The organism is Butyrivibrio sp. WCD3002, from assembly GCF_000424265.1.
Lineage (GTDB): Bacteria > Bacillota > Clostridia > Lachnospirales > Lachnospiraceae > Butyrivibrio.
This window is the reverse complement of the sequence record NZ_AUJO01000007.1, coordinates 173,350-194,861: the sequence shown is the minus strand read 5'-3', so window position 1 is coordinate 194,861 and position 21,512 is coordinate 173,350. Positions and strand designations below refer to the sequence as shown.

General features: G+C 37.2%; 14 protein-coding genes. All 14 read right to left on the bottom strand.

Translation table 11 applies throughout. The annotated features are described in order from the left end of the window. Positions 1–492: 492 nt before the first annotated feature. The 14 genes from G608_RS0110260 to brxL all read right to left on the bottom strand — a co-directional run bounded on the left by G608_RS0110260 (position 493) and on the right by brxL (position 21,505). Entirely contained in the window at positions 493–3,843 is a 3,351-nt protein-coding gene (locus G608_RS0110260; protein ID WP_081677384.1) for an SNF2-related protein, read from the bottom strand. A 386-nt stretch (positions 3,844–4,229) separates the two neighbouring features. Continuing rightward, the gene (locus G608_RS0110255) at positions 4,230–4,430 is read right to left on the bottom strand and encodes a hypothetical protein (RefSeq protein ID WP_026495934.1); all 201 of its coding nucleotides are present in this window, start codon (positions 4,428–4,430) and stop codon (positions 4,230–4,232) included. A 72-nt stretch (positions 4,431–4,502) separates the two neighbouring features. After that, on the bottom strand, positions 4,503–5,015 hold the full coding sequence (locus tag G608_RS0110250) for a hypothetical protein (RefSeq protein ID WP_155833266.1): 513 nt from the start codon (positions 5,013–5,015) through the stop codon (positions 4,503–4,505). Between the two features lie 155 nt (positions 5,016–5,170). Then, entirely contained in the window at positions 5,171–5,482 is a 312-nt protein-coding gene (locus G608_RS23240) for a hypothetical protein (protein ID WP_196810175.1), read from the bottom strand. A gap of 140 nt (positions 5,483–5,622) precedes the next feature. Further along, positions 5,623–7,818 carry a sigma-70 family RNA polymerase sigma factor gene (locus G608_RS0110240; protein WP_026495931.1) on the bottom strand — a complete coding sequence of 732 codons (2,196 nt, stop codon included), beginning with the start codon at positions 7,816–7,818 and terminating at the stop codon, positions 5,623–5,625. A gap of 2 nt (positions 7,819–7,820) precedes the next feature. After that, positions 7,821–8,006 carry a hypothetical protein gene (locus G608_RS0110235; RefSeq protein WP_026495930.1) on the bottom strand — a complete coding sequence of 62 codons (186 nt, stop codon included), beginning with the start codon at positions 8,004–8,006 and terminating at the stop codon, positions 7,821–7,823. Next, entirely contained in the window at positions 7,999–10,671 is a 2,673-nt protein-coding gene (locus G608_RS0110230) for a hypothetical protein (RefSeq protein ID WP_026495929.1), read from the bottom strand. The genes G608_RS0110235 and G608_RS0110230 overlap by 8 nt, the downstream gene beginning before the upstream one ends. A gap of 4 nt (positions 10,672–10,675) precedes the next feature. After that, on the bottom strand, positions 10,676–13,921 hold the full coding sequence (locus G608_RS0110225; protein ID WP_026495928.1) for a UvrD-helicase domain-containing protein: 3,246 nt from the start codon (positions 13,919–13,921) through the stop codon (positions 10,676–10,678). Positions 13,922–13,923: 2 nt separating this feature from the next. Beyond that, entirely contained in the window at positions 13,924–14,862 is a 939-nt protein-coding gene (locus G608_RS20835) for a DNA-processing protein DprA (protein WP_051209159.1), read from the bottom strand. Between the two features lie 23 nt (positions 14,863–14,885). Then, positions 14,886–15,104: a YdbC family protein gene (locus G608_RS23895; RefSeq protein WP_035795316.1), complete on the bottom strand. Its 219-nt coding sequence runs from the start codon at positions 15,102–15,104 to the stop codon at positions 14,886–14,888. Between the two features lie 389 nt (positions 15,105–15,493). Then, entirely contained in the window at positions 15,494–15,823 is a 330-nt protein-coding gene (locus G608_RS0110210) for a hypothetical protein (RefSeq protein WP_026495926.1), read from the bottom strand. Continuing rightward, entirely contained in the window at positions 15,823–17,583 is a 1,761-nt protein-coding gene (locus tag G608_RS0110205) for a UvrD-helicase domain-containing protein (protein WP_026495925.1), read from the bottom strand. Before G608_RS0110205 ends, G608_RS0110210 begins: the two co-directional genes overlap by 1 nt. Beyond that, on the bottom strand, positions 17,583–19,298 hold the full coding sequence (locus G608_RS0110200) for an ATP-dependent nuclease (RefSeq protein ID WP_026495924.1): 1,716 nt from the start codon (positions 19,296–19,298) through the stop codon (positions 17,583–17,585). Before G608_RS0110200 ends, G608_RS0110205 begins: the two co-directional genes overlap by 1 nt. A 23-nt stretch (positions 19,299–19,321) precedes the next feature. Beyond that, positions 19,322–21,505 carry a protease Lon-related BREX system protein BrxL gene (brxL, locus tag G608_RS0110195; protein ID WP_242829371.1) on the bottom strand — a complete coding sequence of 728 codons (2,184 nt, stop codon included), beginning with the start codon at positions 21,503–21,505 and terminating at the stop codon, positions 19,322–19,324. Between the last annotated feature and the right edge of the window lie 7 nt (positions 21,506–21,512).

Here is a 21,512-nt window from a genome sequence, read left to right as displayed (position 1 = left end):
GTATGCCATGCATTATGCACCAGTCTTTATCGGACATTCCGCTGCTACGGCATTCCTTCAGGAAGTTGAACCATTCTTCATCACTCATTAGTGGTTTCGGCATTGTCTTTTCTCCTCCATGGCGATAGCGATTCGTTTACTATACTATGTTAGGCGGGATGGAGAGCCGTTTGCTCTACTATAACGAAATAGAATCACAAAGCAACGGTTGCACAAGTCACAGCCAGGTTCATCCTGCCTAAGACTATTTTAGGGCAAAAATATAACCCCGTAACTACGGGGCTACAATGAGCGCTTACTCTGATAATACAATTATCACTCTTTACATGTCCTATAAAAATGACACATGTTAATCCTGTCCCCCTTAAAAAAGCACCGCCGTCGTAGCGATGCTTTTTTACATTACCTTATATCTTCCTTATACATGCTCATCTGAAATAACCGTTGACAGAACTCCTCGATGGGTTATCTCTTTGATTTCCCCAAAACTCATTAACTAAAAAAAACATATTTTATTTTGCCAGCAATTTCCCTAAGTGAGCTACTATTACTTATCAAACATAGTCCCTCATTTATCTCTTCTGAAACTCTTTCCATATTCCAAGTATCTCCATACTCCGAATGATATTTTCCACGCATCTTATCAACTATCGTTTTATTTGATTTTGCTCTGCCAGCCTTCAAACCGTATTTTTCTCTTAGTACTTCTGCTGTATAATTTGGCATTCGTTTCAATATTTCATCGACTTTCCGGTACATTTCATAGACCCACCAATACTCCTGTGGCTGCATTTCAAGAAATGCCCTATATCTGTCATATGACATATTTACATTAAATTCTTCATAAGGCTCTTCCGCATGAATAAAGTCGAAATAATCCGGTCTGGTAGTATCAAATAATTTCCACTCATACGGGCCATCTTCAAGATACATACACGTTTTATCTTTGATAAAATCATCTTTTATCCATATCAGTTCACTTGGTGATGGACCATCTATTTTTCCAAGATAATCATATGTAGAAAACAATTTGGGAACATCATAATCATCGTCCCTTCGTTCTGACATTTCCTGTTTGCTAAAAATATCCATCGTCAGGTCATGCAGACTTCCACTTCCGTGAGCCAGAGCCTCTTTTATCTCATAATCATTTTTTTCCTTAAGCGAATCATAATCAATTCCATGCTTTGCAGCATCCTTAATTAGCTGTTCAAAGAATTCTGCATCCGACAGCTTGTACATTACTTTTGCGTACATTACTTCATCTATTGTATCAGCTGCCTGAATGTACATATATGTACATGTTTCAGTCTGACCAAGCCTATAATTCCTATCATGTGACTGATCATAATCTTCTGCGCTATATGAAAAAGAATAATAAACAGTATATTTACAATTTACAAATGTAACACCATATTTCAAAGTTTTAGGATGAGCCACGATATACTGAGCTCTCCCATTCTTGAAATCATCTATATTTTTCTCTACATCTTTTGTCTTTCCATATGCTGTTACAGTGTAAGCTCTTTTTGAAAGTTCTTTATAAACAAGCTCGATTTCATGCTGAAACTGACACCAAATAATCACCTGTTCTTCAGGTATCTGATCCATTATGGCATTCAACTCTTTTATTTTCGCATTATGAATATCAATAATAATCTTATTGCTATCCTCATCTGACTCTGCCATAAAAAAGCCTGATGCCATCTGCCTCAATTTCATGAATACTGCAAGCCTGGATTGAGTGGAATAAACCAATTCTGATTTATCCATACCCTTAATGATTGCCATACATTCCTGATAAAGGATAATGTAGTCTTGCATAATGTTCTTTGGTAAATCAATTTGACGTACAACATCAATTGTACCTGGCAAATCCAAACAATCCTTCTTTGAAATAATCAATGAACGAACAGAAACCATCTCTGCAAAGAGTTTTCGATTTGCAGGGATCATATCAAGCTTTCCGCCATTGTTATAGCAAAACATTGACACGAAACTTTCATATGACATTGGAAATGTATCTGGGTCAACTATTTTCATTTGAGAAAAGTACTCAGTTACATTATTAGGTGCTGGTTTACCCGAAAGAAGATACACATATCTCATTTTTTCTGAGACTTTCCTCATTATCTCGGCTGTCTTTCCACGATAATTCTTTAGTATCGCGCTTTCATCCATTATGATTCCTGATATGTTAAGTTCATTGATATATTTTTCAGGACTTCGTATAAAAAGTTCAGAATTAATTATATAGTGTTGTGCAGAAGCTTTTAATGCCTCTTCAATAACTTCCTCATCATCATATTCTATTTCTCCGAGCCCAAATGCATCAGAAATAAGCTTCACATGCGAATAAAATGAAGGGTCCCATTCCCAAGATAATACTCTGTTTCCATTTCTCCATGAATACAGCAAGTTCCTTTTCTTCTTCATTCCAAAGCCACTATACAGAGGAAGAATTCTCAAATTAGGATAGTACTTTGCTGCGTCGTCCATCCATGCAGTTTTTATTATCGATTTTGGCGCAATTATCAAAAAACGCGCATTATCCTTATGTTGCTTTTTTGCTATTATATCTAGAGCCATAACCGTTTTCCCTGTCCCAGTATCATAGAAAAAGGCAAACTTATCATACATTTCTGCCAAAATCGTTCCTGCCTTTTGATGTCTATACAAAACTCTGTTTTGAGAAACACCTTTGGCATCCGGAAATGTATCCAATCTATTCTTTATACGCTCTTTAATACGTTCATTGATATTTATGCTTTTCTGCTTCTCATCGGAAATATATGCTGTGCGATTAAGGACTCTCCGTCCCATTGCCATAATATGTAACTTATCTAATGGCACATTATATATACAATCCTCTACCCTATCACCCCATATATCTATATATGAATAATTGATGCTTACCTTTCCATCATAAGATATGTCACTTACCCGGCCTATGACTTTATCATTTATGTCTCTTTCATATTCAACCTTTTCTCCCTTCTTTACAGGCAGAATATCCGTTTCATATTTCAAGACATCTATTATCCGATTACGTTTCACATCACGGCTAATCTTCTCAATAATTGATCCAAAATCATCAACTTCATAGTACTTTATTTTATATGTCCTACCATAATAGGTAATATCATAATCACTATCAATGATCATCCCCTTCTTCACTAACCCTTTTTCGGTTATAAAGCTGACAATTGTTTTTCTATATATGAATTCATCTTTGGTATAAGTAGAATAAGCCTTTATATTGGAAAAGTTAAACCATTCACTAGAATATTTTTCGCCTTTGGAATTTATCGAAATAATATATCTAACTTCCGCCTGCTTATCATCAATATTTATTTTTTGAATATAACCGAATCTTTTCTCATCATTTTCACAGGAAACTATGCACGATTCGTCCTCTGAAAAGGGAGGCTTCGTACTCTTAATTTGCCTGCGTATCTCTACTTTCTTTTCCTTTACTATTGGTTCGCTTGTTATCGGTTTATTTGGTATTACTAGCCTATTTTTTATTGATCCATCTTCTATCATAGCCTTGCTCTTGATGGACCTGTCTTTTATTATAGCCCTGCTTTTTATTACAGGTTTTTCTGAAGTTATCAATGCCGGCTTTTTATCAACAGCTTTTTTCTCACCACAAATTCTTTTAGCAAATTCATAGTTTTGTTCTGAATAATAGTTATACCAGCACTTACTAAATCCACTCCATCTCCATCCATTATTTTTCAGCAAATCTCTTACTGCTGTTGACGGCTTTCTTTCAAAATATATTTCCACACCGTTTCTCTCATAATTTCTTTTATAACTGGACACCTTTTGATCCCCCATTACTGAACAATGTGATATCTACAATACATTCCCCGCTTACGCTTGATGCCAGAGCCATATTCGCTCTATATATCAATTGTCATATTTTCTAATATCCATATCAATATATAAAAACAATTTTGTAATATAAAAACATCAAAGCAGCCATTTAATGCCACTTTGATGTTCAATATACTGTATAGCTATATCTCAGCTTACTATTTCACAGCTAAGCTGTGTTCCCCACAGAAACTATCCCCACTGAACAATATAATTATATATGATTTAACAAACAGCTTCAACGCAGCAATTGCTATATTTTATACGAATAATGCTATATAATCATGGTTTCTTTATATATCGCATAATCATCCAGCATAATCAGCTCTCACCAAAATCTGGTTTCCTTAAAAATCTTCGTCATCCCAGTCGCCCATAGCCCAATGCCAGGCCTCTTTGTCTTCCCGATCTCTTTCCAACTCTTCCTGTCTACGCCAGAATTCTTTTTTCTCTGATCTTGACATGTTCTTAGTAAGTTTCTCTATTTCCTTATCCGACAGTCTTACATCATGTTCATCATCGCCACCAAATAACAAATGCATTAACATATTCGCACCTACCTTTCACAGATCTCACTTATCAAGTGCTTTCAGTTTCTGTTCCTTCTCACAATATTGTTATCAGTCAATATCTCCGTAGTATCCCGGCATTGTGTATCCATCCTCACCCTCAGGAAGACCTATCACATGAAGCTCGTCGGCATCATAGACCCAGCCTTTACCTGCTCCTGAATATCCCGATGAATAAGATCCATCTACATCGCCATAATAACCTGGTTTTGTATATCCGTTTGAACCTTCCGGAAGTCCAATTACATGCAATTCATCTGATGAATATACCCATCCTTTTCCCTGTGTTGTTCCTGATCCGCTACTCTGGGTACTGCTACCATTGTTCCTACTGGATCTGTGGTTAGGCTTTCTAGTGCTGTTTGGCCCATCCAATGCATCTATGGCATCCTGAGTAAGATTACCTGCTGCCTCCAATTCATCCAAAAGCTTCTGGTCATATTCCTTATTCATCCTATCGATCTTCTCTCTCCAAGTTTCAGCATGAGCTGTTGTACCCACGAAACCAACAATTATTCCAAATACTAAAAAAGTTGAAAATGCAATCACAGTCTTTTTCATCATAACTACTACCTACCTTTCAATGAAGCCGATGCTGCATCCCCAACAATTCTTTTTTCAAATCCCCAATCAGTATTCAATTTATTTTCTATGATTACACTTTACTCTTTTTGCTGTCCAATAATCACACCTGCACAATCGAATTTGTGTTTGTGTTCTTACGTTCCGACCTCCGCTTTTTCTCTAGATTTTCCATATTTTGTTATCATCTCAAGGCATGTTTCCACTGAATTAATTATCCCCAGCACTTCCTCTAAGCTGCAGTAGGGCTCTAATATTTCATTTGAATTAGCAAAAACAATATCATATCTATAATCATGCTGATTATCGGAGCATCTTCTTGCCTGAAGACAAAAACCATATTTCCGTAGCCTTCGTAGCTCCTGCGTCAGCCTCCACTCATCATTCTTCATAGCGAGCCTCTCTTTACTTGCTTTAACATTTTCAACTGTGCTGTTCAATATAATCATGTATTCTGTAAATGTATTATCGCACATTTGTTCGGGTGTCGCTATTAAAGAATTATAAAAACTTGGTCTTGATGCACTAAACTTTCGGCACTTGCTTATAAAAATGAAATAAGCGGTCATAAGGCCGCCTATTTCCTAAATTATTCCTTTAATACTCTGTCATATTCAAGAAGAACTGATCTAACTTCCCTCATGGAGGTAATACCAAAATTGCCCAGTCCTCTTACATCCTCCACACTCATACTACATAACTCTCCTAATGTATTGACACCTGCCCCTTTTATACAATTATAAGGTCTATCAGATAATCCAAGTTCCTCTATCGGTAAGTCATCACTAATAGAACCGTCTTCATTTATATATTTTGAGTCAGAAGATTCTAATAAGCGCTCTGCTGCAGTCCTCGGTCGTCTAATAACCAATGTTTTTTCCATAAATTGTCTGAGAATTTCTTCTATATCCAATTCTGGATCCACATATGCCCTTATTCTGTCCCGCCTTGAAAAAGTCCGCAGTTTTCTTAAGCCTTTTTGTTCCAATTGTCTGATGCGTTCACGAGTCACACCAAATTCTTTTCCGATTTCCTCGAGTGTATGTCTCTTTCCATCCTCCAATCCATACCTAAGGCGAATTATTCTTTCCTCACGTTCTTTAAGACATCCTAGGATATCAAACAATACTCTCTGGAACTCCTCCGTAATTGACTCATCAACAACTGTTTCTGACGAATCCACCTCTTTAACTAATTCATCAGTTCCAGCTAAGAGTGTGCCATCGTCTTCGTCATCTTCCGCTTCATGATCCCCTATAAAATCTTCACTTATTTGCTGCGTTGTATTATCAATTAGGTCATATGTACTCTTATCAATATCCTTTAAAAACGGTGATGCTTTATCTTTTACACATGTCACAACAAGCCTCTGCTGCGCTCTGGTCATAGCAACATAGGTTCTGTTCCTTTCCCTTATCTCATAGTCCTGTCTCTCTTTATCAATTTCCAGCCTATACAAATAGGAATATGGATAATTACCATCCACAAACTGCGGAATAATAACACGGGTAAACTCTAACCCTTTTGCACTATGGTTGGTTACTAGCTTCACACCAGGCTTTGTTATGTCAAAGTCCTGATCCTTTTTGATTATCTCAAAATTAATTCCTGCCTCTTTAAGCCAGGTAGCGATATTATCCAGTTGAGCATTTTTTGATGCAATAACAGCTATTGTCTGATCATTGAATTCTTCTCGCCATTTTCTTACAATATCCAACAACAGATTTTTTTCATCTTCTATAGATTTTAAAAGCACTACATTAGGCTTTTGCCCCTGCCATTTTGGAATAACATGATCACTCCTATCATCCTCAGAAAGATATTTATCGTTTCCTTTCCGTAGTGATTCTGCAAATCTATCAATCTGCGCTGTGGTTCTCATGGATTGTGTAAGTCGCTTTACTGTAATATCCATTTCCAGATCCTTTGGGGTCCAATGCCGGTTATAAAGCTTCTGATTATTATCCATGGCAATAGTCATATCTTCTCTGAAAAGATTCATAACTGCCTTCATCTGCGCCAGTGAAAAATCCTGTGCTTCATCAATAAGGACATGGTCGTAGATATGCTTCTCAGGTATTTGCATTGTTTTTATATGATTGCTATTCCTAGCAACATATAGTGCAAAGTCTCCCCAATCGACCATTCCATTTTGCTTTAAAATATGCCTATAGATACGAAATAACTGAAATGTATCATATCTGTCATTTTCTGACATTCTGATATTTGTCCCTCTTCCTTTTCTTTCTAGGGACATATAATAATCATAGTCCGCAGTTGTAACATTCATGGACTTCATCCACTCAATTTCTTCCTGCCAGAATTTCTCATCACATACCGGATGATTCAATAAACGACATTTTGAATTAACTCTTCCATATTGCACTAATGCCTCTCTAATAAACCGCTTTTGCGTTTCATCATTACAGATTGTGTTTCTATCCAGTCCTATATCGATACAAATATCGTAAAGATGCCTATCTACAGTCTTTACTTTAATAAAGCGCCGTTTATTATCCCCATTTATACGAAGAAGCTGAGCAGTAGCACTTGCAAGCGGTTTATTAAAAGTCAGAACAAGGACCTTATTATATGCTTTTGGATCATAATTTTGCTCGTACTCCTCTATGTATTTTTTCGCCAAATACTGTATTACTGTACTCTTTCCTGCTCCAGAGAACGCTTTTATGATTAGTGTTTTATCTCCAGAATAGTCAGCACAACGCTTCTGTTCATTAGTAAGCTGCATTATTTTCTTTTGTGAATTTAAGAAAGTCCCGTCCATAATCACATCCCCAAAAGATCTGAAAGTTCTTTGTCATTATATGAATTCATTTCTTTCATCAATTTATCAGAATACTCTTTGGATTCCTTTGTAATACTTTTTGCTGTTTCCTCTACCTGCCTGGTTACTCCGTTACTCTTCGTAACCCAGGATTTTGATACTTCCTTCCAAAAATCTCCATTAACCATAGACCTTCTCCCTGTCTCTTGGAAAAACAGAATACTTGCAGTTATCCACGTTTGGACAAAATGCGCAAGGATGTGACTTCCTTATCTTGCCTTCTGGTGTATAAGCAAAACCAGGCTTTGTAAACTTCATACTCTTCTTACCCTCTTCAGAATCCAGCTTTGCATATGCCTTCAGTGCTTCCTTTCGTCCTGAATAATCCGGGAAGTGTGCTCTAAGTCGCTGTTCAGTATAATAGAGTCCGCCACATAAATCTCTTCCAACTATCGCTTCATCTTCTTCCGTATAATCCTTGCGATCTCCAGTTAGGTAATCGTAAATCTGTCGTTTAGCTGATTTTTTTATAGCTGGGAACAGATCCATTACATTCTGATATACCTCTTCAACTTTAACGCCCTTATCTTTCATGGCATTGGAAATAGCCACAATAAGCGATGTAATAGAGAAGCTCTGCATGAATTCATCCTGAAAACTAGGTGCATCATCTACAATGTATCCATATAAATACCTTAGCGGACAAACTCCATAATCCATTTTGGCTTCCTTGGGAATCTCTTTGGCCAGATCATCAGAGCAATGTTCCGTAATCTTGGCATCTACCCTATCTGCATGGTCAACCTGCTCCCACTTAACTCCTTTTTTCCTGGGGCCAAAATATTTTACATCTATAGCACTCCTAATAAGTCCGATATAAGGTGACTCCGCCCTCTTCTTTCCTCTTATCTCAGATACCCATGATATAGATACGTTCCGATGCTTTAGGGCTGAATACATGAAATATCTGTTTGCAATGGATGTGCTTTCCGCCGTATACAACCAGCATTTAAGCAGTTCGTTTTTCTTCTTTTCATAACTACTCTTTAAAATATTTTCATTAAGTGGCCAGGGATATGCCCCCTTACCTCCGGGCATGCTATCATTGTCACATAAACAGATATGAATTCCATTTTTCTTCTTAGTAATATGGGCAGCATCTACATGGTACATCGGCATGACAGCCCAGTTTCTTCCCTTTATCTCACCGTCATCAAATGTACCTTCAAGATATAATTCCAAAGCTCTCGCTGCATCAGCAGGAAAACATTTAATTCTTGTATTATTATCTGTATTCAGCTTATACAGAATCTTCCTGGCAATTTCTCGCTCCAACTCTGATACTTCATCTGTAACTACACATCCATCCAGAATCTTATTTAATCTACGGATATGTTCAGAAATATTTATTTCCCTGTTATCTACAAAAAGCTCCCGCGCTATAAATAAAAGATGCTTTATAAGCACAATAATGCCTTTTACTCGTTCTACCGGAACAGAGAACTGACTAAAATCAGCCAAAGGATTTCCCATCATCTGCTGCCATCTGTATGCATCCTTATCTGATCCTTTAGCAGTTTTCCAAAGGCAGTTTTTCTCTATATCTTCAAGTTCTTCTAATCGTTTTTCCCAATCGGATATCTTATTACAATCCCTGAAGAACGGCATGATCTTCGTAAGATCATTTACATAATCTTTACCTGAATATTCCCCATGGGTAAGCCATCCGGATGAAAAACACTCAAGCAGACTGTACTCCGAAAGACAGATTGCGTTCTCGTTCTCATCCCACATATCATTGATATTCCATATGAATTTACCAATAGGGAAAGCCATTAGCTTTCTTTCACCATATAACCTCGGATAAAACGCTTTTATAATCTCATTTGCCTCGTTGCTTCCTGCAGAATACACACCCTCACCATGGTCAGCACTCCATGCAATACCATTGGAAAAATCTATAAGAGAACCGTATTCTCTAATAGTGACCCTGCCCTCTCTCTTAACCTTTGGCTTTCTGCCTTCAAAAATATCACCACATGGATCTTCCTTATTTGTTACAGCACTGATCCATTTATCCATAGGCAAATATTTTTTATCTTCACCATAGGTTTTTTTCCATATTTCATAGGCAAATGGATAACGTGAATCGTAAGGGAACACGAAAATAAGCTCGATCCCTGTCTTTTCCATAGCCTCTAAGAATCTCTCCTGAAAAGGTGTTATATAGTACAAACCATGTATTACAATTTTTGATATTTTTCTCTGAGGTGAAAATCCATATGCATTATTAAGCACTTCCTGCATAAGTTCAGGCTTTTCTATAGATTCAAGCCGTTCTCTTAACTGCGGAAGTCCGAAAATATTTTCATCATATATGCTGCTATCAAGAAGTTTTTTCCATATTTGTATAAGGAGTTCTACATTTTGATCCCCGAATGTATACAATTCGTTTGGCTTAACACCTGCGACTTCAAGCCTGCTTATAGAGTTAAAAATGCCACCAACATTTTTGATACATCCAAGAAGCCATTTCTGCTCATATATATCATTTGAATCACTGATTAAATTTCGAATCATTTTTGAAATTAATGAAAATATGGCAAACTTATTTGCATCCTCAGCCCAGTTCCCTTCGATATCTCCCTGCAGTTCATTCATGGAAATAGCATGAAAATCCAAAGCATAGTCAAAAAGGCCATCCCACTCATCTTCATGCTTAGGGCTATCATTCTTTAAAGCCCACCGCATATCGTTAGAAGCAACAATCTGAGGTATGCTCTTGATCTCACTCCAAAAGCTGCATTTTCCAAGATTACTTAATTCAGTATAGGTGTATACTTTTCTTGCCATATCCTTATAATCCTATATAGCTGGCCCAAGTATCTTCCTTAGGTCGCATTGGTTCGATAACAATAAGTTTGTTTATTGCCCTCGTCATGGCAACATACAAAATTCGATGTTCTTCCGCCCTATCCTTAAACACTTTCATCTCATGCATATCCGTGTAGAATTCATTTTGGAAATTTAATCCGCCTCCGTTCCATCCCACTCGAAGATCCTTGGTATCAATAATCATTTCCGTTCTTTCTTTCGACGAGAGCTTTTTCCCAGTGTAAGGAAGGATTATTGTGTCAAACTCCAATCCCTTTGATTTATGTGTAGTCATGCACAGAACACTTTTATAATCATTATCATTCCTGGTCTCAGGTTCTTCTTCCTCACGGTTCGTAGCTATCTGTGATTTTAAGAAAACATAGAGCACATATAAGCTAAGCCTCTCGTCACTGAAATTACTTTGTATAAGCTCAATGAGCTTCTCAAGGTTTGCTTTATATTGTGACGCCCTGGCATAAGTTACTGCTTTAGCATTCTCTTCATCCCAACCATCATCCAGAAGAGCTCTCCTTGTATTAACAATAAAGTTCTCGACTACCGGAATCTGTTCAACTATGTCCTTCAAAACTGAAATAATTGGTCTTAGCCTTAGTTCGTTCCTATAGTTATACCACTTTGTTTTCCTAATAAAATCAGACAGATATAAACATAATTGCTCTTTATCCCCGTTTAACGCCTCCATTGCCTTAATGTCTATAGTTCCGACATCCCCAGCATAAGGCGTCATCAAGAAATTAAACATATGCTTCGGTTCATTTTCAAATAAGAAGGAGCATATAAGAGCATAAAAATCCCTCACTGCCTCGCTTTTATAAAAATATCCTTCCCTCTTCGTTACGTTTGGAATCTTATGCTTTCTTAGGAGCATGGACAACTGATCCAGCTGACCATTGGTTCTTGTCAACAGTACTACTCTAAATTTCTCATCAGGCTCTTTGCCTGCCTCCTTTAATTTCTCAACCCTATCCATAAGATCATCAAGGGCTTTCTGTGTATTCTCTGCTATTTCTCTCGCTGAAGGCTGCGATGGATCTTCAAACAAATTCTGTCTTCTTTCAAAGAAATCCTCAGTCTTCTCCTTATCTTCCTCGCTCTCTGAAAGTATTACCCCATCAGGTTTTTCTGGTTCGACGCAATGATATATTATAAGTCCCCCACACACATCCTTATTTAATGGAACTACTGGCGCATCATATTTAAGCATCTCAGAGCTTCCCCATCTGGCAAAGATTTTGTCCATTGATTGCATGAGGGTTGCCGCAGTTCTATAGTTATTCTTCAATGAAAAATCTATATGACCAGTACAATTTCCATTTCCATCAAGTGCTTTATACAGCGTTTGAAATGCTTCGTCATTTGCACCTCTAAAGCCATAGATACTCTGTTTTACATCACCAACGACAAAGAGCTTTGTCCCTGTTAGTTTTACCAACTGATTAGCAACATCTATCTGAGATAAATCTGTATCCTGGAATTCATCTATAAAAAGATACTTCATTCCAAGCCCAGATAATGGACTCTCACTAGCATCATCTCTTTCTTTCTGCTTTATGAATTCCCCAAGAACCATCTGCAGATCCCTGATGATATCGCTCAAGGATATTGCATCCATCTTGCGCTTTACTTCGAAAAACTCATCATCAAGCTTAGGAATTATTTCCTTTGCAAACTTGCCGAACTTGTTTGATTCTTTATTAGGAAATGTCTCTCCCCATTTCAGGTTATGAATTGCCTCATGTGACAGACCAACCTTTGCACACTCATCCCAAAACATATCTATCAGAGCCTTCGTCGTATAATACTGCTCTCCAACTTGATCTTTTATGGAAGAATCTGTTTCCAGCAGGTTATCCATATATTCAAATATCAGATCGTTACGATCTTTCTTGAAGCTCTTTATACTAAGATTCCCGGTAAAGCCCTGCTTAATGCCGTACTTCCGAAGCACTTCATAAGAAAAACTATGAATAGTACTGATATTCATCTGGGACTGTTCTTCAACCCACCTGAAATACTTAACATTTCCAGTCAAATGATATCGGTTCAACAAGTTATCCTGAAGCCTGCGGTTCATCTCCTCTGTGGCATCATTAGTGAACGTGATCATATAGATATCGTACATATGAAGCCCCGGAACTGTGTGCATAAGATACATTATTCTGTCTATCATTACTGAGGTTTTACCAGTGCCAGCACTTGCTTGAACAACAATATGTTCATCGGGGCTACAATGCTCAACCCTGTACTGCGCAGCATTAAAAGATGGGCATGCTGATTCCAGCCTATCAATAAGACCAGACTCATCATTCCCATCTATCACAATTCCCTTATATCCGCTCACAACAAAAACCTGAAGCAAGCGCGCTTTGATATATTCCTTACTATTATCTATCCCTTTAAGTGCTTCGACAGACGCAGCATCACCAAACCATAAAACCTTAATACCATAATCAATCCATTTTTTTATGCTATCAAGATATTCAGACAGACTTTGTCCACACAAAAGCACAGAATATTTCGCACCAAGCTCATGAGAGTATTCCTTCTCATGCTTTATAGAACTTATGGGCAAAATACTATTTTTCTTCTCTTCTTTCTGTTCGCGCTCAGTATTATCCGGCTCAATGTTACCGGTTTCATCATTTTGAAGATCTGTTTTGGCTGTCCCTTCACAGGTATTTCCAAGTGTTATGGCATAAATATCCTTAGCACCTTTTTCTTTAAGCAGTTTCTTTACCGCCTCCAGGGTATTACCGGTAGTAGTTATATCATCGAATACCACAACTGTTTTGGCTGTTAAATCATATCCTGCGTATAGCGCCATGGTATCAAGAAGCCCTTTTACACTCCTATCTCCACCACCCGACAATTTCTCATGGGTCTTTGTCCTGAGTATAAGATTCCACACATTCTTACACCCAAACTCATCGCAAACACTACTTGCAAGAAACTTAAGTGCGTCGCTATATATATCTTTTTCATGTGAAGGAACGATGCAGACAATCGCATCAGATAAGGCTTCTCGCCTTTTTTTGAAATATACATCAATAGCACCCTTAATATCAGTGCATAAAGAAGCAACGGCATAGTCATCATTATCCTTAAATTTCAGAATATTCTCACTTACGCCGTTATGCTCTGCATATCTTGACGGATAGTAATCATAAAGATATAGAATTCCAGAATCAGTACGTTTGAACTCCAATTTCAATCACCCATAATATCAAATATAGTCATTTGAACAGGTTCGTCAGTACCTTCCGATTCCCTCAATGATTCCAAAAACTTTCCAAGCTCCTCCGTATCGCTTATGGAAAATCCATCCTTACTCTTTATTATATACCTATTTCCAGAAAAATCTCCAATAGCATTATCTCCAGGATTATAAACGCCAATCTTTCGATGCATTTTTTCAGCCGCGCTTACAGTGTGCATGGTTCCGCTCTTCATACCACACTGCATAACAAACGTCGCATCCCCAAGTGCTGCGATAATGGCATCCCTCTCAACAAAGGTGTACTGCGTTGCTTTCGTATCCGGCGGATACTCCGAAATCAACGCTCCTCCTGTATCCAGTATCTCATCACAAAGAGCTTTGTTTTCTTCCGGAACAATATGATCGAATCCACATGGTAACACAGCCACTGTTTTACCTCCGGAATCAATACAGACTTTATGTGCAATAGTATCGCATCCTGCTGCCAAACCGCTTATAATCACACGTTCAGAACGCTCAATGGTTGCTTTTACGAAAGCCAACTCCTTGTCAGCTGCATGCTTCACCGGATCACGTGTTCCAACAACTGCTATGTTTTTTTCGTCAAGCACCGATACGTCGCCTTTTACATATATGATGCAAGGACGTTTATTCCCCAGGGTATTCAGTTTCTTAGGATATTCGGCATCCAAGATTGTATATACTTGCAAATCACTCCTATCTAAAATGGTATTATATATTTTATTAGAGCTTTCAATAGCCTCATTAACACTATCCCTATCAGCCTTTGCTTCATTGGCTAACACAAGATTTTTTAATTCATCAATACCCTCATCCTTAAGTAAATACTGAAGATAAAACTTACTAATCCTTGCATTCCCTACACCACCTACTGCTTTTAGTAAAAGAATTTCTCTGAGCTTTTTCATTACAAAATCCTCATATTAAACGGTTACCGGCTAGACTTTAATACATCCTCCAGTTTTTTCAGTTCTTCTTCTGTAAGTGTTATACCCTTGCCCATCTTTTTATGTTCTGGATCCCATTCTCTAATGTCATATTTAGGTTCTTTACCATGCCATGAAATAATGTTTATTTCTTTTTTCCAACCTTTTGGTGATTCAGATAATACCCCAACTTGCTTAAGAATTTCAAAATTCTCACCCTTGATAATCTCTTTATTTTCCTGTTTATCAGGTTTTACGGAATTATCTTCCTTCGGCGCAGATTCTTCTTTAGTCTTTGCAACACTTTTATCAGCATTTTTCTCTTTTGATTCACCTATGTAGTACTCTTGGACTTTTCTAAGATGATTCTTGTCCGCAGCATAGACTATCAAGTATTCTCTTCCATTTTCGTTTGTTTCCACAGTAGCACAGCCCTCGTTATCATAAGCTTCAAGGACTGCATTTATTGCTTCATCTACCTTTCCTCGTTTTACGCATAGCACACCATCTTTACGTTTAACATACGGAGCCATGACCCTAGACAAATTGTTTTTTAATATACGCATAAGAACCTCCAAAGCTGTTCTTTGAATGTTGGTCTATCCATTGAAAATTATAATTCTTCCAAATATCTAACTTTCTTGCCATGTGCCTTTGCATACTCTATCTCAGAGCGTGTACTATCTCCAATATATCCACCAACATTAATCACAAAAATACTGTCAGCCATATCAATCTTACGTTTGTGCATATCATCGAGCATTTCCTTGGTCTTGGATAAAGTACCTTCATCCATTCCATCCCAGACTTCTTCGTCACCAGAATGACCAAAGAGACCTACGCTGATAACTATATTGCCCTCCAACGTAAGCTTCTTCTGTGCCATCATAAATTCATCCTTAAAGCGGGTACTGCCGCATAATGTTATTACTGGATATTTCATTATATTGCCTCAATTACTGCATACCAGTCATAATCAGTTTGGGTTAATCCCTCCAAATTTATAAGACAATTGGACTTATTTGGATAGTTCCACTGATTATTTCCAGAATATGTTGTTATAAACACTTCCTTTTTTGCCCGAGTCAGAGCAACATAAAATGTATTTATTTCATCTTTTATAGAAACTTCAACCTCCTTAGAAAACAAGGTTTCACAATAATCAAATCCCTGATTACAACCGCCAACTGCTTGACATTCCTTACATACATGTCTATAGCTTGGATAAATACCTGCTATCATTTGTGGAATAATGACATAGTCCCATTCAAGTCCTTTTGCTGAATGAATTGTTGTGAGAATAATTCGCTCATCTATATATTCCATCATATGCTTTAAGCCATTATTTTCTAAATAAAAATCTATGTCGATATACTTATCTTTTAAAGTTTCCTCCCAGTCATGAGATACTACAAATAGTTTATCAAGGAGATGATACAATGAATCGAAGATATATTTTTTTGACGGTTCATCATATATTTCGTTTTCGCGCTCTTTTACCGCAGTCAAACACTTTTTGAGTTCTTTTTGAAGTGCCTTACCAGATGGTATCTTATGATACTCCTCCCTTGCAATCGTATAAAATCTTTTGAACTCCGTATCCGTTTCACTGTATAAAGCATTAAAGAATGGAATATTCAATTGTTGAAGTTGTTCTGCGATTTCATTGCCTTGCCATCCAGCTCGTAGAAGAACCGCCACATTACAATCATTCGCTTCATAGATAGACTTTATCCCTTCCACCACAAATGCTGTCTCTTCTTGACTATTAGGCAATTTTTTAAGTAGTATGTTTCCTTTAACATCTGTCTTTCTATAATTCTTAGCATATTCACGTACAAACGTATCTAGTTGCTTTAATCTCTCATTATGCTGAAAACGATAATTTGTTTTGAAATTATACTGGGTTGCATTAAATCGTTCTGTAAGGCGTCCCATCGCTCCATCTACTGCACCTATGAACCCATATATCTTCTGGATATCATCACCAAGAAAAACAATCATATTATCACTTACGAGATTTTGAATAAGCATAAATCCCAATAAATTTGTATCCTGGAATTCATCAATAATAATCATTTGATAATACTTTTGGTAAAAACTCGAAATACTTTCGTTTGCCAGAAGTTTTATAGCTGCGACAAGTATGCCATTATAGGTAATTATGTTTCTGCAAAATAGTTTTTCATTTAAGATATTCCAATAATCAAAAATTTTTGCATAAACCATGCCTGTATCTGCAGCATTAATTGCTTCGTTAAAATCTCTTATTATCTGAGAATCTCTTTCTATGAGATTAGAAGCAGCTATTTCATCATCCTGTATTTGAAATTCAGAAAGGTTCAACAACCTTTCATTTAAACTGTATCCATATTTATACAGAAGTCTTAAAGCAAAATGATGATAATTAGAAACATCAACACGTTTTAACAATTGCGGTGTTTCTTCCATTAACTCTGGCAAAAGTTTTTTCAATGAATCCTTAATTTTTATTGCAGCATTAACACTAAAAGTCATGGCTAAGACTTTTTTATTATGTCCAACTTTTCCCGAACACAATTCCCTTGCCACTTTGCTAACCATTGCTGTTGTTTTTCCACATCCTGCTGGTGCAGTAACTACTATTCTTGAATCATTGGAAAAGATAAAATCTAGTTGATCAGCATCATTAGAATGCAATTCTCGAATTTTTTCTATATCCATCACACACTCTCCGTATTCAGCATATCAATAACATCACTGAATACATCGGGTATAGAAGTTACGTACTCAGCTAAAATTGCTCCCTTAGACGCATTTTTTGATCCTTTTAATTTATCTAATTGACTCTCCTTGTTTTCAACCATAATTTCCTGTCCAACACTTGTACTTATATCTATCACTGTTGGATTTTCAATAAAACTAGGCACATCAAAAGAGACCCCCTTCCTTTGCAGAATTCCAATAAAAGGATTCATCATTTCAAGTTCTTTACAACATTTTAAATAATCAATAAATTCGAACTTAGCATATACGTCTGATTCATAATCCATCTCTGTAGTGAAGAAAATGTTTTCCATTCCATCATAAGATTCAAATTTGTCCCTATCTATTATCGCTAAGCATTTTATTCCAAACCTTCTGTATAATTCCATGCAGGGCTTAACACTATCAGCGCCATCCAATTTTACAATCCCAACCCCGTGCTCGTCCAAATCAAATTCTTTCCTTTGCGCGAAAACAGGAATTGCCCCATTTTCAGTATCGCCTTCCACAAATACAACACAGCGACTAAACATTGCCTCTTTTAGTGCAACAAAATTTCTAAGCATATGCTTATATAGTTTTCCCTCAAGAGTGATATCCATCCCTGAAGATATTGATAATTCTTCATTTTCTGTTCTATAAATGCGAACAAATTGATGATAATCGCTTAATAATATATTTGGCGAATGTGTGGCTACGAATACTTGCCCAATCAATCCGTCAATTTGAAATAAATCACTAAGAAGCGAAACAAACACAGCATTCTTATTATTCATAAGACTATCTATCTTCTTGATCATATTTCTTTGACGATATGGATGTTGATGTATTTCAGGTTCATCAAGTAATAAAATCAATGGAAAAAACTTTTTGTCCTCAATCGTTATTAATCGTTCCTGAAACTCTTCATCGCGCCTAGATATCTTAACATTATGTATTATTTCTATAATCTGTAAAAGAATATTGAAAGCATATTGGATTCCTTCACCCAAGCTTCCGATCTCTCTTCCATTCTCATCTCCAAGCATAAGAATTCTTGAAATCACCTTATCCATACTTGGATCAAGATATGCATTGATTTTATCCCCAGTGACCGTGTTCAAGCCATTAATTTGTCCGTTCAGCATTTCAATAACTGTAGATAATTCTTCTTGATTTAGTACCTCTAATTCGTTTATACCGGAATTTTCTAAGCTTTTCTGAACAAAGTAATTAAGCACCTTCCCTGAGCCAGTTGTTTTTCTAAAATCCAGTTCCTTCGATGGCATTCTTTGCGCATAATAGTATAAAATATTAATTTTTTTAATTAATGCTCCCGATATTCTGGTATGATTTGGAGTAGCATGATAGTATTCTATCCTTCCATCAACGTTTTCTTGTTCCGCAATTATTGTTATCGAGTTATTATCTTCTACATCAAAATAATCCTCAAAAAAACCTATTGCATCATCCTCATACCGTACTGTAAATATAATTCGTATAGGTTCTAAAATATTTGTGAAATCGTCCTCCGAAAATTTTCCAACTGCAAAAATAGTATTTATCAGTTCAAGAATGTTTGTTTTTCCTATATTATTTTCACCTATTAAAAAACTAACTCTATCATTGAACTTAATTGTCTTTCCTGATAGATTTCTATAATTTGAAATTTCTTTAACTTCACTAATATACATGTTCTGCCCCACCAATCTAGTAATTATTCAACCCCCAACGCCTTAAATACTGCATCTTCTGCACTACTATACGGAATGATCTGAAATGCTGTCATAAGATCTGCCGGGATTGTTCCGTAATCCACCATAGATACAGCTGGAATCAGCACCTTCTTTGCTCCGCAGTCAGCACATACCTGAAGAGTACTTGCAAGATTATCTACCTTCATCAAAGTACCACTAATACTGATATCTCCAAGCACTACAAGAGAACTCTGCGCCGGTCTCTTAAGAGCGATTGAGCACAAAGCAATCAATGTTGGCAATGCCAGGTCTTTGGTCATTCCTATCCCCTGAAGATCCTGATAATTTACAATGTAATCACTGTTTGATGTACTTATAGCACCACTGATTCTATTTCCGTTTGCCTTCAGGTAGTTATAGGCTGTATCTACTGCTTCCTTACATTCCCTATCAGAGCCAAGTCCAGTACGTTCAAACTTACCATTGCCCGGAAGCATCTGTGACTCCAGACGGAATACGCCTATCATATCTGACTTCCCGTGAGATACAGTATATACCTGACCAGGATTACACATTCCTTCAGGAATCAGTTTGCCACCACCTTGCTCAGGCACTGATACAAAGTGTTCTGACATGTCTTCCATATCAATATATGAGAAGTTCACATCATAAAACTCCATACCGCCAAGTTTCTTAAGCTGTTCCTTAACACGACGTCGCATCTCTAAGGAAATGATCAATACTTCCTCAACCTGCTCTTTTGTAAACTCACCATCTGGATATAGCAGCTTAAGATAACCGTCAACCATCCTGCGGACAGCGATAGTATCACGCTGGTTCAGGTTCTTTCCGAGTCTGAAATATTTATCTATAGCATCTCCATACTGATCTTTTCGTAGCTCTCTTATAAAACCTGCAAGATAATCAGTAATAAAGCCATAATCATTAGTAAAATGCTCAGGTCTGAATTTAGGAATCTCCCAACCAGGATTGTAACAGTGCATACGATCAAGGAATGCTGTATCTGTACCCATTTCAGGAGGGAACGGATCAAACAAACTTGATGTCTTTAATAGAACATCCACACTCTGATTGATATTTCCTACGAAAACCATAGATGCAGAAGCCGCCTTTTCCTCTTTACCTCGAGCGAAGGAACCGGATGCCATATAATCCTTCATAATCTGAATGCCGTCTTTATCCTTGAAGTTAATTCCTGCAACTTCATCAAAAGCCACAACATCCCAAAGGCCAACAAGTCCCATGGTTCTGCGTCCCATATTGTAAAACAGGTTTGCAACCGTGGTCTGACCACCAGAAACAAGGATACTGTTTGGAGAAATCTCTTTATATAGATGTGACTTACCTGTACTACGAGGTCCCAGTTCACAGAGATTGAAGTTATTCTCTACAAGTGGAATCATACGTGTAAGGAGCAACCATTTCTCACGGTAAGTAAGCTCATCTGCCTCCATACCCGTAGAACGAAGTAATATATCAAGCCACTCCTCCTTAGAAAACTGCTTTCTGCCTTCTTTAAGGCCATCCATATCAACATGTGGCATCTGAATAGGTGTAAGCTTTCTGATACTTATTGGAGTAGCATCCTTCTGCTTTGATTTTTTTGATCTAATCCTCTCGCCCTCAGAATCAACGATACCAAAATCGTCCATATCATCAGCACCATATTCAAGCTGAACGATACACCAGATACCACCGCAAAGCAGCCTATCATATGCCTCAGGATATTCTTCTGAGATAGGGATTCTTGTAAGTCCGAGATTAGAAAACTCAGCCTCATAATAGTCATCCTTCATATTCAAGCTGACTGTAATCATATCAATGACAGTATGACTCCCCTTCTGGCGAAGCTGTGACAATACCTTCTGAGCCTCATCAGGGCGCACATAATTATTGGACAAAATGCTCTTTACAGTTTCCACACCCTTATTGATGATTTCTTCATCATCAGAATTGCAGTACTGTCCAAGCAAATACTCCAACACATAGATAGGCACGTTAGCGCCTTCCTTTATGTGCTTAGTCAGATCTTTACGGACAATCTTGCCATCAAAGAACTGTCGGAGCTTTTTATCAATTACTTCTCTGTCAGAGGCCTTATTGCCCTCAGATTCACTGGTACTTGTCTTATCTTCAATTTCTACTTCATCACTTGTACCAAAAGGGTAATTCATATCATCCATCAATGTC